The sequence below is a fragment of the Pseudomonas sp. Xaverov 83 genome (assembly GCF_019352905.1).
Classification (GTDB): Bacteria; Pseudomonadota; Gammaproteobacteria; order Pseudomonadales; family Pseudomonadaceae; genus Aquipseudomonas; species Aquipseudomonas yamanorum.
On sequence record NZ_JAAAFU010000071.1, the window covers coordinates 1 to 15,541 of the forward strand.

A 15,541-nucleotide genomic window follows, 5' to 3' on the forward strand; every position below is an offset into this window, starting at 1 on the left:
GCCAGAGGTCTGGTATCGGATTTTCTAGGAAGCCCGGCGTGGGCTCAAATGCTTAAGTGAACAGCATTACCCACCTAGGTGGGGCGTTTACATTTCAGAGGGCTCTTATACGCCGGTTATCGGCCAATGATGTCCTGGCTGCAGATATGCCCCAGGCTCACAAAGGGAACGTTATCGCCACCGACGCCGACATTCGGCAGTTCCTTGAGGTCGATGCGCCAGCCGCCAACGTTGTACCAGGTGTCCCAGAGGTACTTCACGCCCGTGCTGCTGTCGTAGTACTGGGCACGGTAATCACCCACACAACCGCCCAACTCCGCGCTTCCGGATGTTTTGCCGGCACTGTCGGTGACGTCCGAGAATACCGTCCAGTTAAAGTCCGGACCCGGAACAAAACGCTTGTCGACCTTGAGCTGTGAAGTGACCCCCACCAACGGTGCCCCCGTGCTGTCTTTCCATTCGGTTCTCCAGGTCATGAGACGACCGGCCTGGGTCGCCAGAGGTGCGATGCCCACCGGGATTCGGGTCACCGTTCCGCCCCTCGCATCGGAGTCCGCCAGGCGCGGACTCGAACCGAACGTCAGCTTGTACTCGGACTTGGCATCCCACGCCTCAGCGGGGTTGGCCCGCACGCGCGCCTTGTAGACAAAGCCTGGCGCCCGGCTCGGGAAGGTCGCCGTCGAGCCACCCGGAATGTTGACCCAGGCGCTGCCGTTGAAGTACTCGAAGATCCACTGATTGCGCACGCCCTTATCGTCATCACCGAGGAACAGGCTGACACCCTGTCCGCGTACGGCGGCGAAGTCGAAGTAGTCAACGTCATCCGGGCTGTCGAGGTTGCCCGTCAGGTAGTTCAAGCGGTCCGGCAAGGCGAACGCCGTTTCCGGTGTGTCGTTGGGCTCGTAGGCGTCAATCGCTGTGTTGACGATCGCGCCGAAGTCGAAGGCCGAACCGTCGGCAACCTTGGCCTCCAGGAACCAGTAGTAGTCCCCGGCTTCAAGCATGCCGCTGATGACTTCATCGCTGTTGCCCGGGTTATCAGAAGTGATCAGTGCCGTCAGGTTGTTCTGCCCGTCGTCCTGGAACAGCGTCAGGGCCATTTCGGTCCCCGGCTGCTGACCTGCGAGGTAGATCTGCACCTTGGCCTTGGCGGGCACATTAAAGTGGAAGCACTTTGATTCACCGCTCTGCAAGCCGTCATAGCTGTAACCAACGTTAATATCGAGGCTGTCGCACAGCGGTACAAACGCGGCCTGGGCAGCAGGCGCCTTGGCCGGTTTTACCAGCCGGCTCACCGGCGAAATCTGCACACTTTCAGAAGGCTTCGCGACGCTGGCAGCCTTCTTTTGCACACCGACGGTCTTGGTTTTTTGTGCAGCCTTGAGCTTGTCCAGCACCTGCGCCGAAGACGCGGAGGCCTGCACCTTGCCACCGGATTTCAGGGCACTCTTGACCGCTGCACTCAAGCTTTTTTCGCTCAGATGCACACTGCTCTGCGACGGGTATTGCTCGGCCAGGGCAAAGGCCGAAACGAAGCTGGCAGCCATCATGGCCGCGCCCAATACAAAGGCTTTTTTAGATTTCATTTTTTATCCATCCATAGTTAAAAAATTGAAGCTCAGGTAACCGGTGACATCCGGTCACCTAAGATGGAATCTAATTAATTACTGTATGTATGTCCAGTATTTTGTAAGCCGATTCTTACAATTAATACCCCGTCATCTCCAGGTACCCCACCCCACCCTGAAATTTCACCGGCCCTTCCCAGTAAGGAATGCTCAGGTTCATCCAGGCTTTCGGGTTGACCGCTTCCGTAGTGATATCCAGACGCTTGCCCGGGATTTTCAACGACCATTGGGTGGGAATAGTGCGCCCATCAATGGCGGTCGTGCCCAGCGGCGCCAGTTGAATATCCTGGTTGTGCAAGGTCTGCGTGTGGCCCTCCTTGTCGATCCAGGTGCCGGTCAGGTAGGACGGTCCGTCTGTCTGCCGCACCCGAAACAGCATCAACTGCTCGCCGCTGTCCAGGTGCAGGGAGAACCAGTCCCAGCCGGTCTGGCTGGCGGTCAGGGGCTGGCTGCTCCATTCGCGGTCGAGCCAGGCGGTGCCGGTGACTTGATAAGGTTTGCCGTCGATGGTCACGCGGCCATCCGCCTGAAAAAACGGCTGGCTGTAGTAGTACGACGCCTGGCCCTGATCGGATTTTCGGCTGTAACCGTTATCGCCCTGGAGCACCAATGGACGGCTGGAGGTCAGGTGCAGGTCGTAATTGAAATGCTCGCCGGCGGCCTGCAACTGCATGTCCGCCAAGGGGCTGGTTGCACCAGGGCGGGTGGCGAAATCCCAGTCATCGATCCAGGCATTGAACGGCACCGCCTGGGCCCCCGCCTGCCCCACGCCGCCACGGGCATAGCGTTCGGCAGCGTAGTGGTGAGTGGCCGAAGTGACGGCGGCGTGGCCGAGCCAGACCGTCGAGTCGTGCCAGCCCGGTTGCGTCGGCCCGGCCTTGAGGGCGTTGCGAAACAGCGTCCATTGCACGCCGTAGGCATTGCCCTCGGCGTCCTTGAGGTTAGCGGTGAGGTACCACCATTCAATGCGATAGCCGTCATGGGGGCCGTGGTCATCGGGAAAGCTGAAGACTTTGCCGGGCACCACCTGGGCAAAGTCCGCCGCCTGGCTGCCCAGCCCGGCGAAGCTTTCTTCAGGCGCAGGCGGTTTGTCGCAGGCGCACAGCAGCAGGAACGTCGCCCATAGCAGGCACTTAATCTTCATTGGCAAAGGTCCTCAGCAAATCCGCCGGGCGACTGCGGTACAACTGCCACAGCGGCCAGGCCGAAGCCAGCAAGGTGGCCAACATCGCCAGGCCCAGCAGTTGCGCCAGTTGCCACGGGAATACCTGCAACGGCAGGCGCCAGCCAAAGGCCTGGACGTTGATCACCACATCCAGGCACCACGCCAGCAACAACCCCAAGGGCAACGCCAGTACCAGGGTCAGCACCGCCAGCAGCCAGGTTTGGCCGAGGTTGAGCAGCATCAATTGGCGGCGTGTGACGCCCAGCGCCCACAACGGCGCCAACTGGCCAAGCCGGCTTTGGCTCTGGGTCAGCAGGCTGATGAACAGCGCCACGCCGGCCACCCCCAGGGTCAGGCTGTTGAGGGCGGCGGTGGCGGCAAAAGTCCGTTCGAAGACCTGGCTCGACCAGCCCTTGAGCTGCTGCTGGTCGACGATGCGGCTGTCTTCCAGGGCGAACCGGTTCTGCACTTCACGCACCAGGGTCGGCACGTTGCCCGGTAATACCCGCAGGTTGAAACGTGCCGGTGATAATCCTGGCCAGTGCTGCAACAGGTGCCGCGCGTTCACCAGCAGATGGCCCTTGGGGTTGCCGTAATCGGCGTAAATCCCCACCACCTTGGGCGACCATGGACCTTGAGGGGTGGGAATGTTGATGACATCACCCAGCCGCACCGTGAGCCTACGTGCCATTTGCTCGCTGAGCATCAGGGTGTCGTCCTGCAACAACTGGCCCCATGGGTCCGTCGCGGCTTCCAGCAACGGCCAATGCTGACGATAAGTAGGGTCGTCGACCACGCCGAACAGGTCCGCCGGCCAACCTTGCAGTTGCACCGCAACCTGCCAGGTGGGCAGTACCGCCTGCACCAGTGGCTGCTGCACCAGCCAGGTTTGCAGCGCGTCGGCCTGGGCCGGGTTTTGCGGGTTGAGGTACAGCTCGGCAGTCAGGCGTTGTTCCAGCCAGTTGTTGAAGGTCTGGCGAAAGCCCGAGGTCATCGAGCCCGCGCCGATATTGGCGGCCAACGCCAGCAGCAAGGCCATCAGCGCCAGGCTCAAGGCTGGCAACTGCTGGCGGCAATCGGCGAGAAACCATTGCCCCAACACTGAACGGCTGCGCCCCAGCACCGCTTTGAGCACGCCATTGAGCACCACCGGCAAGCCCAGCGCAGCGCCCAGCAACAAGGCCGCCATCAAGACAAAACCGCTGGCCAGGCTATCGCCAAACACTAGGGCCAGGATTGCGATCAGCAAGGCAGCACCCGCCACCCAGCCTTGGCGTCGCAGCCAGCGCCCATGGGCCTGATGCCAGGCCTGGGCATTGGCCAACGCCAACAATGGCAAACGCGCTGCTCGCCACAAACTGCTGGCCCCGGCGAGCAACGCGCCAAGCAAACCCAGGCCCAATCCACTCAGCCACCACAGCGGGCTAAGGCTCAGTTGGCCAGGCACTTCGGCGCCGTACAAGCCGCGCAAACTGGCGGCCACGTCCGGCAGCAACAAGCTGGCCAACAAGTACCCGCTGGCCACGCCCACCAGGCCGCCAAGCACGGCCATGCCACCCAGTTCGACCGCCAGGCTGAGGATCAGCATTCGCGCGCTCACCCCGCACGCACGCAAGGTTCGCAGCAGGCCGCGCCGTTGCTCCAGGGCCAGGCCGATGGCGGCGTGCACGATAAACAGCCCCACCACGAAGGACAAAAAGCCCAGCGCATCGAGGTTCAGGTGGAAGCTTTCAGTGAGGCGCGCGAGGTTGTTTTCCTCGGCCTGCTTGAGTTGCAGTTGCGCGCCCAGTGCCGGCGGCAAGGCGGGATGCGCGGCGGCAAAGGCCTTGTCCAGCAGCAACCGCGACAGGCGCTGGGGCATGTCCAGCAGCGCTTGGGCGAAGCCGATATCGGTCAGCAATACGCCGGGGGCCATGTCCGGTTGTACATGCAAGGGCGGCAGGCTCAGCCCCGCGGCCGTCAGGGGCTGGTCGCCCTCTTTCAGGCCCAGCGCCTGCAAGGTCTGCGGCGCGATCCAGGTGCGTCCCGGCGGGTTGAAGAAGGCGACCATCTGCGCCCGGTCCAGGGTCTGGCCGGCCACCGCACCACCGCCGGGCAACGACACCGGGTCGATGCCCATCACTTGCAAGCGCTGGTCTTCATGCCCCTTGAGCGTCACGCGGCCCTGCACCACCGGCGACACCGGCCAACCCGCGCGACGCAGCTCGGCAAACAGCGTCTGGGGGAAACTGGCACCGTCCGGCGCACTGAGGCTGGCCTGGGGTTCACCGCCGATCAGTTGGCTGGCCCGGGCATAGCTGTCCCGCGCCTGGCTATTGAGAGCTTGCACACCGGTCAACAGCGCAGTGGCCAGCCACAGGCCGGTGAGTACGCTGAAGAACTGCACGGGGTGGCGACGCCAATGGCTGAGCAGCGCGCGCAGCGTCCAATAGAAGACACGCATTTCAGCGGGCGTCCGCTGCGAGTACCTGGCCGCGGTGCAATACCACCTGCTGGTCCAGGCGCGCCGCGATGCGCGGACTGTGAGTCACCATCAACAAACTGGTGGGGCTGTCCCGCAGCAGGTCCAGCAGCAATTGCAGTACTTCATCGCTGGTGGCTTCATCGAGGTTGCCGGTGGGTTCGTCCGCCAGCAACAAGCCAGGCCGCGACGCCAGGGCTCGCCCCACCGCCACCCGTTGCTGCTGGCCGCCGGACAGTTGTTCGGGATAACGCTTGAGCAAATCCCCGAGGCCCAGGCGTTCCACCAGCTGTGCTTGCCAGGCCGGATCGAGGCGCCCGGCCAGGCGTGCCTGGAATGCCAGGTTGTCTTCCACCCGCAAGCTGCCGATCAGGTTGAACTGCTGGAACACCAGGCCGATCTCGGTACGCCGCCAGTGGGCCAACTGCGCTTCGCTCATCTGGTCCAGGCGCTGATCGCCGACCTGGATGCGGCCACGGTCGACCTGATCGAGCCCGGCCACCAGGTGGAGCAAGGTACTTTTTCCGCTCCCGGACTCGCCCATCAGCGCAAGACTGCTACGCTCTCCGAGGTACAGGTCGACACCCGCCAGCACGGCCAACGGCCCCTGCGGCGTGCCATAGCTTTTAAACACCTCTTGTACCTGCAGCATCACCCTTCCCCACCTGCCTCTGGACTGAGGCCGAGAATAACGGTTGTCACATTTTTATGTCACAACCGTGGGCAAAAGAAGCGCCCCATGACCGCCGCAAATTTTTCACATTGATTTCACTCGGCTGCCACCTGCCGCACTTTAAATTGCCGCCCATGAGCAGATAACAGGCCTGTTATTTTCAAACGCCCGTTAGTGCAAGTGAACAAATTTTTATATCGGTATGTTCAGCAAAAAGACAGCGCCCCTGTGACACGCTTTTGCACATTCCTGCATCAGCGCTACTCACTTGGCGCTTGCCTAACTTGCCGCTGCCAGTTACCGGATTACGCCTGGAAGTTACCAATGGTGAATAGTGTGGTTGACCTGTCTCTGAGTAAGCCCCGCTCACGCTGGGCATCTGTAAAACAGTTGAACAAACTATGGTTGGGTCTGGCCTGCGCTGTAGTGGTCAGCCTGGCAGTGGTCGCGTTTATCTGGTGGCCACGATCGCCTCTGGACCTGGGCGTGGGCCATCGTCTGCTCACTTCTGGAACCGTAGAAGCCTGGCGCAACGGTGACCTGGTGGTGCTGGTGCGTCATGAAGAACGCTGCGACCGCTCCAACAACCCCTGCCTGGGCCCCGCTGACGGCTTGACCATCAGCGGTACGGTCACTGCCGCCGCCACCGGCAAGGCCTTTCAGACCCTGGGCATGGAAAACACCGACGTACTGAGCAGCCCCACCACGCGTACGGCGCAGACCTCGCTGTTCATGTTCGGAAAATCCGAATTGTCACCCGGCCCATTGGCTATCTGCGGCCCCGCCATCGCCGAGGAACTGCGTCCTCACAAGCTCGCAAATCGCAACTTGTTGCTGATCACCCACAGCGCCTGTATCAGCGACTTTGAAGAAGCGCTGGGCTTCGAACACGCCGCGCATGCCGAATACGGCAGTGCGTTGTTCGTCAAGCTTCTGCCCAATGGCAAGTTTAAGGCGCTGGGCATTATGAACACCAAAGACTGGGCCGCCGCTCTAAAGCAACTTTGAACACTTATTTACATTGAGCATTCAAGTTTGTTCAGCGAAAAGACAGCCAAGGCATGAGATCTTTCATGGTTTTAATTCGTATTTACTTGGGTGCTATTCATAGCTAACTAATCATTTAGACGTTAACTGCATGATCATGACTTTCGATGACTCATTGGACGACACACGTTTAACGAGCTTGACTGGGGCAGACGGACATTCAATTCCGCGCTCACTAACAGACTGTTTAAGGAATAACGTTCTGTGCCGCATTTTTACCCGACCAAGACCATCCTCCACCCCTCGCGCATGGCTGATCCAGCGCTCGCGCTGATCCACCGTCAATACTGCTTGAGAGTGCAATAGCCATGACCCGCCTTAAACCATTGCCCGTATTGCTACTGGCATTCGTGATGTTCTATCTGCTGCCACTGGGCCTGCATGGCCTATGGATTCCTGACGAAACCCGCTACGCCCAGATCAGCCAGGAAATGATCATGAGCGGCAACTGGGTGGCCCCGCACTTCATGGGCGTGCGCTATTTCGAAAAACCTGCCGCCGGCTACTGGCTGATCGCGCTGGGCCAGGCGATATTGGGTGAAAACCTGTTCGGTGTGCGCATCGCCTCCGCGCTGACCACGGGCCTGAGCGTCATGCTCGCCTACCTGATCGCCCGCCGGCTGTGGAACGACCCGCGCAAGAGTTTTGCCTGCGCACTGCTTTATATGAGCTTCGGCCTGGTGGCCGGGCAAGCCGGTTACTCCAACCTGGACCCGCAATTCACCTTCTGGGTCAACCTGAGCCTGGCAGCCCTGTGGTTCGCCCTCGACAGCGCCAACCCACGTGCCCGCCTCGCGAGCTGGGCATTGCTGGGTGTGGCCTGCGGCATGGGCTTCATGACCAAGGGTTTCCTGGCGTGGTTGCTGCCGGTGCTGATCGCCTTGCCGTACATGCTCTGGCAGCGTCGCTTGGGCGAACTGCTGCGCTACGGCCCGCTGGCGATTCTGGTGGCGGCAGTGGTATGCCTGCCGTGGGTACTGACGGTCCACCTGCAGGAGCCGGACTTCTGGCGCTTCTTTTTCTGGCACGAACACATCCGCCGGTTTGCCTCCGACAACGCCCAACATGCCCGGCCGTGGTGGTTCTACCTGCCGCTGATGGTGGTGTCGTGCCTGCCGTGGGCGGCGCTGCTGCCAGCAACGCTGTGCAAGACCTGGAAGGACAAGGGCCAACCGGCCATCGTCTTTCTCGCGCTGTGGATACTGCTGCCCCTGGGCTTTTTCAGCCTGAGCAACGGCAAGTTGCCGACCTACATCATGCCGTGCCTGCTGCCGATGGCACTGCTGATGGGCCATGCGTTGATCGACCTGCTGGCCAACGCCCGCACCCGCACGCTGCGCGTCAATGGCCTGCTCAACCTGGGCATCGGCCTCGCGGCAATGGTGACGCTGATCTACCTGCAAATCGACAGGCCGTTGTACGGCAACAGCCACAGCGAGATGTTCAACCTGTCCCTGACGTTCATCGTGCTGATGGGCTGGATGCTCGCCAACCTGCTGCAAGCGTTCCGCCCGCTGGCGATGTGGGCGATGCCGGCCTTGGGCATTGGCCTGCTGGTGGCGCTGTTGCCCGCCGGCATGCCGGCGGTGGTCGAAGATAACCAGATGCCTGACCAGTTCGTGCTCCAGCACCTGGACGAGCTGCAACAGACCCATGCGCTGCTGAGCAACGAACTGGAGTCGGCGTCTGCCTTGGCATGGCGCCTGCGCCGGCCCGAAGTGACGCTCTACAACACTGAAGGCGAACTGCGCTACGGCCTGCAATACGCTGACTCGATGCACCGCAAGGTGGATCTGGACAGTGTTCAAGCCTGGCTCAAGCAGGCGCGCCAGCAAGGCCCGGTGGGCGTGATGATGCGAGTCAGGAGCACCAGCGAAATGCGCGAAGCCGGCCAGCTGCCGCTGGGGGGCAAGCGTTATTACAAGGGTGACCTGGAGATCATCATCTACCCGCCATTGCCGTAACACAGCCGCACTAATGTGGGGTGACCCATTAAACACTCATCCCACATCGGAACTGCTCCATGACCTTCTGGAAAACCGAACGCGGCGCCCTGTTGTTGCTCCTTGGCGTGTCCGCCGCGATCCTGCTGTTGGGCCTGGGCGCCCGCGACCTGTGGGGCCCGGAAACCCGCTGGGCGAACATCACCCTGCAGATGCTGCAAAGCGGCGACTACTTCGACCCGTACCTCAAAGGCACCCCCTACTACGACAAACCCCTGCCGTCGTACTGGCTGATCACCGGCTTTGCCAACCTGATGGGGGGGCTGGGGCCGTGGTCCTTGCGCCTGTCTTCGGTCATCTCAGCGTGGCTGAGCATCTGGCTGGTGTACCTGATCGGCGAGCGGCTATTTCGCAAAGGCACTGGCCTGATTGCCGGCTGGATGCTTGCGACCACCTTCTACTTCATCTTCTGGGCCCGGGTCGCCACGGCGGACGTGCTGACCGTGTGCGGCGTGCTGGCGGCGGTGTGGTGGTATTGGCGCGGGCCGGACGATACGCGTCTGGGGCGCTACACCGTGTTCTTCCTGTTGCTGGCCGCGACGTCGCTGTTCAAGGGGTTGATCGGCTTTGTACTGCCGGGCCTGGTGCTGTTGCCGCACTTGCTCAGCGAACAGCGCTACAAGCGTCATCTCAACCTACGGCTGGTGTTGGCCGTGGTTATCGCCGGGGCGTTCTATGGGATTCCGTTTTTGCTGTCCCACCTCTACGGTGCGCCCACCTACGGTGAAAGTGGCCTGGAACTGGTGTTCCGGGAAAACGTGGTGCGCTTCTTCGACCCGTTCGACCATATGGGGCCGATCTACACCTACCTGATCTACCTGCCGGCCTACACTTTGCCCTGGGCTCCGTGCTGGATCCTCGGCCTGTGGCTCGCCGTGCGGCATTGGCGCGACACCCCTCCCAACACCCGCTGGCTGGTGTGGGGCCTGGGCCTGCTGTTTGTGTTCTTCACCGCCAGTGGCAGCCGACGCAGTTACTACGTGCTGCCGCTGGTGCCGTTCGCGCAGTTGCTGGCGGCGTGGTGGGTCAGTGAGCGTATCGCCCGCAAAGGCACGATCGGCCGGGGTTGGTACCGTGGGTTCGGCATCGCCGCCGGCGTGATGCTGCTGGTACTCGGGGTGGTGTATCCATGGACCAATGGCAACGGCGGCGTGACCCGTTTCGCCAATGACGTTCAAGCGCAGGCGGTGAAAAGCGCGCCATGGAACGAGTGGCAGATGGTGATGGTGGAAGTCGACAACAAGGTGCCAATGTACCTGCAAAACCACGGGACGCCGTTCTACTACGTCGCCGAAACCCAGGATTTTCCACGCCAGGGCGACAGTGCGGCGTTCATGGCCTGGCTGGAAAAAACCAGCGGCCGCACCTTTGATCCCAAGCGCACGATTATTGTCGCGCAGTACACCAAGGATGACCCGACGCCGCTGGCCTATCTGGGCAACGATCATCAGGTCATCACGACCCAACCGGACAATGGCGAACGGTTGTTCCACAAGCGTGACGGTGGCAGCGTGGCGTTTGTGCCCAACGCCGCGCCGTAGCACTGGCGGCACGGGCCGGGCATTGCTAGTGTGGCGCGCTTAAGCCACCGCCCGAGCCCGGCCGCCCATGCCCTACTCTTTCCCCGCAGTTGCCGCCCTTAGCCTCCTGGTGCTCGCCGCGCCGGCAGCGGCAGACACGCCAATGCCAGCCAACATGGTTTACCTGCGAAGCCTCGATCCGAGCATCGCGCAGGACATTCGCTACGCCAGCCCCCATAACTTCACCGGTGCGCCACTGGACGGCTACAACGCTGCCGAATGCGTGCTGTCTGCCGACGCGGCAAAGGCCCTGGTGCGGGTCCAGGCCGAGTTGGCCAGGCAGGGTTACGGCTTGAAGGTATTCGACTGCTATCGCCCCAGCCGTGCCGTGGCGAACATGGGCCGCTTCGCCAGCCTGCCGGGCGACCCGGCCAAGGCCGAGTTCTATCCCCGAGTGAACAAGCAGGATTTCTGGCGCCTGGGCTATGTGGCCAAGGTTTCCAACCACTCCCGAGGCGCGGCAGTCGACGTGACCCTGACCGGCCCCGATGCACTGCCAGCCCAGGCCTGGAGCGCCGACACCGCGGCGGTGGATTGCACCGCCGGTTACGGTCGACGCCTGCCCGATGGAGGCCTGGACATGGGCACCGGTTTTGATTGCTTCGACGAAATGGCCCATACCGACAGCCCCCACATCAGCCAGGCGGCACGCCAGAATCGCCAACGGTTGAGCGCGGCAATGGCCAAGGAAGGCTTTATCGGTTACGCCGGCGAATGGTGGCACTTCACCTACAGCCGCAATCCGGTGCGGGCCGAGCCGATGGACTTCCCTATCGAGCCGCTGCGGTAACATCGCAACACAGCTTCAGCTTGATAAAGCCCGGGGCAAAAACTAGCGTTTGAGGTTTCCCTCTTTTCAAGGACTGAACGACGTTGAACACGCTCATCAAAACCTGCGCGGCGCTCCTGACGCTGCTTTCAAACGTGGCGCTCGCGCAAATCCCCGACGACAGCCGGCAACTGATCGTGGTCACCACCCCGGACTGGAACGCCCTCCAGGGCACCGCACAACGCTATGAGCGGCATGGGCAAGGTTTTCAGAAAGTCGGCGAACCCTTTGCCATCGTGGTCGGTAAAAACGGCATGGCGTGGGGTACCGGCCTTACGACGCCCACCCCCGACCAGCAGCCCCTCAAGCATGAAGGCGATGGCAAGGCCCCGGCCGGCATCTTCAAACTCGGCGGTGCCTTCGGCTACGCCCCTACCGCCGATACCCGGTTGCCCTACACCGCCAGCACCGCCACCCGCGAATGCGTGGATGACAGCCAGTCCAGCCACTACAACACCCTGGTGGACAGCTCGACAGTGAACAAGGACTGGACCAGCTCCGAGCAGATGCTGCGCAAGGATCAGCTGTACCGCCAGGGAATTTTTATCGAACACAACACACCGACTTCGGCCAACGGTGGTTCGTGTATTTTCCTGCATATCTGGCGCAGCGTCAGTGCGGGGACATTGGGCTGTACGGCGATGGAGCCGGTAAATATCCAAGCGTTGTTTGCCTGGCTGAACCCGCGAGAAAACCCGGTGCTGGTGCAACTGCCGGCGGCGCAGTACGACCTCTACCGGGAGCGCTGGAAACTACCCTTGCGTTGAGCCGGCGGCCCGGGCTTCTTCCAGCAAGGCCTGTATGACCTTCTCCTGATTGTCATAACGGCCTTCACCGAAATGGCTATAGCGGACTTTACCGGTGGCATCAAAGAAGTAATGGGCCGGCCAATACTGGTTATCGAAAGCACGCCAGATCCGGTAGTCGTTGTCGATGGCCACCGGGTAATGGATGTCCAGCTTCTTGACCTGGCTGCGCACGTTATCCAGGACTTTCTCGTAGGCGTTTTCCGGCGTGTGCACTCCGATCACCACCAACCCGTCCCTGGCGTACTTCTTCGCCCACTGATTGACGTACGGCAGGCTGCGCTGGCAGTTGACGCAGTCGTAGGTCCAGAAATCCACCAGCACCACCTTGCCCTTCAGGCCCTCGGCCGTCAGCGGTGGCGAGTTGAGCCAGGCCACCGCGCCGTCGAGGGACGGCATGCGCTCATCGGACTGGCTGAAACTTTCGGCATCGACGTTATTGATCAGGTAGTTCACCGCCTTGGGCACGCCGACCAAGGCAACCACCAGTGCCAACAGCAGCAGGGTTTTTGAGCGGCGCAGGTATCGGATGAAGTTCATGGGTGTCACCTCGTGGCCGGGGGTGTTTCGTCGCGTTTGCGAGCCGCGCCGTTTTGCGCCAGCGGCGTGTTCTGGAAGCAGGTTTCACTGCCGGTGAGTTTTTTCGCGGTGGCGGCATTCACATCCGCCGCCACACCCGCCATGGAAAACGCCAGGGCGCTGAGAAAGCTGTTGAGTGGGGTCATGGCCGGTCTCCTCAACTGCCTTCAAGGCAATTGCTGGAAAATTTGCGGTAGTCGAGGACGTGGTGCTGGCCCTCTGAATCCAGGTAGGTCAGGTGCGAGTTGACGATGCCGCACAGGGCGCCACCGGACTCTTCGGAGATCGACACCACCTGGTGGATATCCGGCTGGCTGGCGGTGGTTTCGGCATGGGCGGCAACACTCAGGCCAGTGAGTAAGACAAACAGGCAACTGGCATAGGTAGCTTTGATAGTCATGGGCGGTTCCTCGGGGTTTCAAGTGGGCCGAGGCGGATCACCTCGATGGGCTCATTTGAACCTTGCGAGGTATCCGGATTGTGTCGGCCAGGCCCGGATTTTTGCGTCGATGTGTATCTCGTCACCGCCAGATACACTGCAATACAAAGGGCACAAGGCAAGCCCGCCGCCAGTGGCTAGACTGCGCATCAATGACTAATCAACGAGGAAGGCAGCATGGATCACGTCGATCACATTCTGATTGTCGATGACGATCGGGAGATCCGCGAACTGGTGGGCAACTACCTGAAAAAGAATGGCCTGCGCACCACCGTGGTGGCCGACGGTCGGCAGATGCGCAGCTTCCTCGACACCACGCCCGTGGACCTGATCGTGCTGGATATCATGATGCCGGGCGATGATGGTTTGCAGCTGTGCCGCGAACTGCGGGTGGGCAAACACAAGGCCACGCCGATCCTGATGCTCACCGCGCGCAACGATGAAACCGACCGCATCATCGGCCTGGAAATGGGCGCCGACGATTACCTGGTCAAGCCCTTCGCCGCCCGTGAACTGCTGGCCCGCATCAACGCCGTGCTGCGCCGCACCCGGATGCTGCCGCCGAACCTGGTGGTGACGGAAAGCGGCCGGCTGATCCGCTTTGGCCGCTGGCGCCTGGACACCACCGCCCGCCATCTGCTGGATGAAGACAACACCCTGGTGGCCCTGAGCGGCGCAGAATACCGCCTGTTACGCGTCTTCCTCGACCATCCGCAACGGGTACTCAACCGTGACCAGTTGCTGAACCTGACCCAAGGCCGGGACGCAGACCTGTTCGACCGCTCCATCGACCTGCTGGTCAGCCGCCTGCGCCAGCGCCTTTTGGACGACGCCCGCGAACCGGCCTACATCAAGACCGTGCGCAGCGAAGGCTATGTGTTCTCCCTGGCCGTGGAAATCCTTGGGGACTCGGCATGACCCTCACGTTCCGCTGGCCGCGCACCCTGGCGGCGCAACTGTCGGTTATTTTCATCGTCAGCCTGCTGTGCGCCAACGCCCTGTCGTTCAGTGCGCAGTTCTATGAGCGCTACATGAGCGCCCGGAGCGTGATGCTGGGCAACCTGGAAAACGACGTGTCGACATCGATCGCGATCCTCGACCGCCTGCCCGCCGCCGAGCGCGCCAGTTGGCTACCGCGCCTCGACCGCAACGCCTACCGCTACCTGCTGAATGCCGGCGAACCCGGCGAGCCGATGGCCAGCGACGACGTGCCCATGGCCGCCACCTCGATTGCCGATGCCCTGGGCGAGCACTACCCGCTGACGTTTCGCAACATCCCCGGCCTGCAAAAACACTTCCAGGCGCACCTGACACTGGCCGATGGCAGCCCGATCACCATTGATGTACACCCCAAGCCCATCCCGTTTGCGTTCTGGCTGCCGGTGGTGCTGGTACTGCAGTTGCTGGTGTTGCTGGTGTGCACCTGGATCGCCGTGCGCATCGCCATCCGCCCGCTGACACGGCTGGCACGGGCGGTGGAAACCCTCGACCCGAATGCGCGCCCGACACCGCTGGACGAAACCGGCCCCACCGAGGTGGCGCATGCGGCGGCGGCGTTCAACGAAATGCAGAAGCGGATTGCCGAGTACCTCAAGGAGCGCATGCAGATTCTGGCGGCGATTTCCCATGACTTGCAGACGCCGATTACCCGCATGAAATTGCGCGCCGAGTTTATGGAGGACTCGGTGGATCGGGAGAAGCTCTGGAGTGACCTGGGGGAAATGGAGCATCTGGTGCGCGAGGGTGTGGCGTATGCCCGCAGTGTGCATGGGTCCACCGAGGCCAGTTGCCGGATCGACCTGGATGCGTTTCTCGACAGCCTGGTGTTTGATTACCAGGACATGAACAAGCAAGTGAGTTTGACCGGTAAAAGCGCGGTGGTTTTGGATACACGGCCCCATGCGTTGCGTCGGGTGCTGGTGAACCTGGTGGATAACGCGCTGAAATTTGCCGGGGCGGCACAGTTGGAGGTGGGGTCGACGTCGGCGGGTGAGCTTTCGATCAAGGTGCTGGATCGGGGACCGGGGATTGCGGCGGATGAGCTGGTGCAGGTGATGCAGCCGTTTTATCGGGTTGAGAGTTCGCGTAATCGCGGCACTGGGGGTACTGGGTTGGGGTTGGCGATTGCCCAGCAACTGGCGGTGGCGATTGGTGGGGAGTTGACCTTGAGCAATCGGGATGGTGGTGGGTTGTGTGCCGAGGTTCGGCTGGTGCTGTGACGGGCGGTGTGTATATCCATTATTTGGGTGATGGCTTATATCGGTTCCGCTCTTACAGCGGCTCACTTTTGAAAAGCGCAAAAGTAAGCAAAACGCTCTTGCCCCACCACTC

13 protein-coding genes and 1 pseudogene are annotated in these 15,541 nt (G+C 61.7%); 7 read left to right on the plus strand and 7 right to left on the minus strand.

The window, feature by feature from the left end; all coding sequences use genetic code 11:
• Positions 1-116: 116 nt before the first annotated feature.
• The 4 genes from K0H47_RS20185 to K0H47_RS20200 all read right to left on the minus strand — a co-directional run bounded on the left by K0H47_RS20185 (position 117) and on the right by K0H47_RS20200 (position 5,906).
• Positions 117-1,586 carry a PPC domain-containing protein gene (locus K0H47_RS20185; protein ID WP_218263989.1) on the minus strand — a complete coding sequence of 490 codons (1,470 nt, stop codon included), beginning with the start codon at positions 1,584-1,586 and terminating at the stop codon, positions 117-119.
• Between the two features lie 121 nt (positions 1,587-1,707).
• A complete protein-coding gene (locus K0H47_RS20190; protein WP_219273510.1) occupies positions 1,708-2,772 on the minus strand; it encodes a lipocalin-like domain-containing protein in 1,065 nt (354 codons plus the stop codon).
• Positions 2,762-5,236, minus strand: coding sequence for an FtsX-like permease family protein (locus tag K0H47_RS20195; RefSeq protein ID WP_219273511.1), 2,475 nt, complete (start codon positions 5,234-5,236; stop codon positions 2,762-2,764). The genes K0H47_RS20190 and K0H47_RS20195 overlap by 11 nt, the downstream gene beginning before the upstream one ends.
• 1 nt (position 5,237) lies before the next feature.
• On the minus strand, positions 5,238-5,906 hold the full coding sequence (locus K0H47_RS20200) for an ABC transporter ATP-binding protein (RefSeq protein WP_219273512.1): 669 nt from the start codon (positions 5,904-5,906) through the stop codon (positions 5,238-5,240).
• A 345-nt stretch (positions 5,907-6,251) separates the two neighbouring features.
• On the opposite strand from K0H47_RS20200, the gene K0H47_RS20205 reads away from it, so the two are divergent.
• From K0H47_RS20205 to K0H47_RS20225, 5 genes are all read left to right on the plus strand, one after another.
• A complete protein-coding gene (locus K0H47_RS20205) occupies positions 6,252-6,935 on the plus strand; it encodes a histidine phosphatase family protein (protein ID WP_063028881.1) in 684 nt (227 codons plus the stop codon).
• Positions 6,936-7,282: 347 nt separating this feature from the next.
• On the plus strand, positions 7,283-8,938 hold the full coding sequence (gene arnT, locus K0H47_RS20210) for a lipid IV(A) 4-amino-4-deoxy-L-arabinosyltransferase (protein ID WP_063028879.1): 1,656 nt from the start codon (positions 7,283-7,285) through the stop codon (positions 8,936-8,938).
• Positions 8,939-8,997: 59 nt separating this feature from the next.
• On the plus strand, positions 8,998-10,518 hold the full coding sequence (locus K0H47_RS20215) for a glycosyltransferase family 39 protein (protein ID WP_219273513.1): 1,521 nt from the start codon (positions 8,998-9,000) through the stop codon (positions 10,516-10,518).
• Between the two features lie 67 nt (positions 10,519-10,585).
• Positions 10,586-11,347 carry a M15 family metallopeptidase gene (locus K0H47_RS20220; RefSeq protein ID WP_201142671.1) on the plus strand — a complete coding sequence of 254 codons (762 nt, stop codon included), beginning with the start codon at positions 10,586-10,588 and terminating at the stop codon, positions 11,345-11,347.
• Between the two features lie 83 nt (positions 11,348-11,430).
• On the plus strand, positions 11,431-12,153 hold the full coding sequence (locus K0H47_RS20225) for a L,D-transpeptidase (RefSeq protein WP_219273514.1): 723 nt from the start codon (positions 11,431-11,433) through the stop codon (positions 12,151-12,153).
• On the opposite strand, the pseudogene K0H47_RS20230 reads toward K0H47_RS20225, so the two are convergent.
• From K0H47_RS20230 to K0H47_RS20240, 3 genes and pseudogenes are all read right to left on the minus strand, one after another.
• Positions 12,139-12,660: pseudogene (locus K0H47_RS20230) on the minus strand (thioredoxin family protein); the annotation flags it as partial. The gene K0H47_RS20225 and the pseudogene K0H47_RS20230 sit on opposite strands and share 15 nt — an antisense overlap.
• Before the next feature lie 77 nt (positions 12,661-12,737).
• On the minus strand, positions 12,738-12,917 hold the full coding sequence (locus K0H47_RS20235) for a hypothetical protein (protein ID WP_063028870.1): 180 nt from the start codon (positions 12,915-12,917) through the stop codon (positions 12,738-12,740).
• A gap of 11 nt (positions 12,918-12,928) precedes the next feature.
• The gene (locus K0H47_RS20240; RefSeq protein WP_063028868.1) at positions 12,929-13,171 is read right to left on the minus strand and encodes a DUF2790 domain-containing protein; all 243 of its coding nucleotides are present in this window, start codon (positions 13,169-13,171) and stop codon (positions 12,929-12,931) included.
• A 216-nt stretch (positions 13,172-13,387) separates the two neighbouring features.
• Between K0H47_RS20240 and K0H47_RS20245 the strand changes: the two genes are divergently transcribed.
• Together K0H47_RS20245 and K0H47_RS20250 are read left to right on the plus strand one after the other, a co-directional pair.
• A complete protein-coding gene (locus K0H47_RS20245) occupies positions 13,388-14,128 on the plus strand; it encodes a response regulator (protein WP_063028866.1) in 741 nt (246 codons plus the stop codon).
• Positions 14,125-15,429 (plus strand): ATP-binding protein, encoded by a 1,305-nt coding sequence (locus tag K0H47_RS20250; RefSeq protein ID WP_063028864.1) that lies wholly within the window; start codon positions 14,125-14,127, stop codon positions 15,427-15,429. The genes K0H47_RS20245 and K0H47_RS20250 overlap by 4 nt, the downstream gene beginning before the upstream one ends.
• Positions 15,430-15,541 lie beyond the last annotated feature (112 nt).

Coding starts and splice junctions, on each gene's coding strand:
- K0H47_RS20250 (WP_063028864.1), top strand. CDS start 14,125: ATGACCCTCACGTTCCGCTGGCCGCGCACCCTGGCGGCGCAACTGTCG.
- arnT (WP_063028879.1), top strand. CDS start 7,283: ATGACCCGCCTTAAACCATTGCCCGTATTGCTACTGGCATTCGTGATG.
- K0H47_RS20190 (WP_219273510.1), bottom strand. CDS start 2,772: ATGAAGATTAAGTGCCTGCTATGGGCGACGTTCCTGCTGCTGTGCGCC.
- K0H47_RS20200 (WP_219273512.1), bottom strand. CDS start 5,906: ATGCTGCAGGTACAAGAGGTGTTTAAAAGCTATGGCACGCCGCAGGGG.
- K0H47_RS20195 (WP_219273511.1), bottom strand. CDS start 5,236: ATGCGTGTCTTCTATTGGACGCTGCGCGCGCTGCTCAGCCATTGGCGT.
- K0H47_RS20220 (WP_201142671.1), top strand. CDS start 10,586: ATGCCCTACTCTTTCCCCGCAGTTGCCGCCCTTAGCCTCCTGGTGCTC.
- K0H47_RS20235 (WP_063028870.1), bottom strand. CDS start 12,917: ATGACCCCACTCAACAGCTTTCTCAGCGCCCTGGCGTTTTCCATGGCG.
- K0H47_RS20240 (WP_063028868.1), bottom strand. CDS start 13,171: ATGACTATCAAAGCTACCTATGCCAGTTGCCTGTTTGTCTTACTCACT.
- K0H47_RS20185 (WP_218263989.1), bottom strand. CDS start 1,586: ATGAAATCTAAAAAAGCCTTTGTATTGGGCGCGGCCATGATGGCTGCC.
- K0H47_RS20205 (WP_063028881.1), top strand. CDS start 6,252: ATGGTGAATAGTGTGGTTGACCTGTCTCTGAGTAAGCCCCGCTCACGC.
- K0H47_RS20245 (WP_063028866.1), top strand. CDS start 13,388: ATGGATCACGTCGATCACATTCTGATTGTCGATGACGATCGGGAGATC.
- K0H47_RS20215 (WP_219273513.1), top strand. CDS start 8,998: ATGACCTTCTGGAAAACCGAACGCGGCGCCCTGTTGTTGCTCCTTGGC.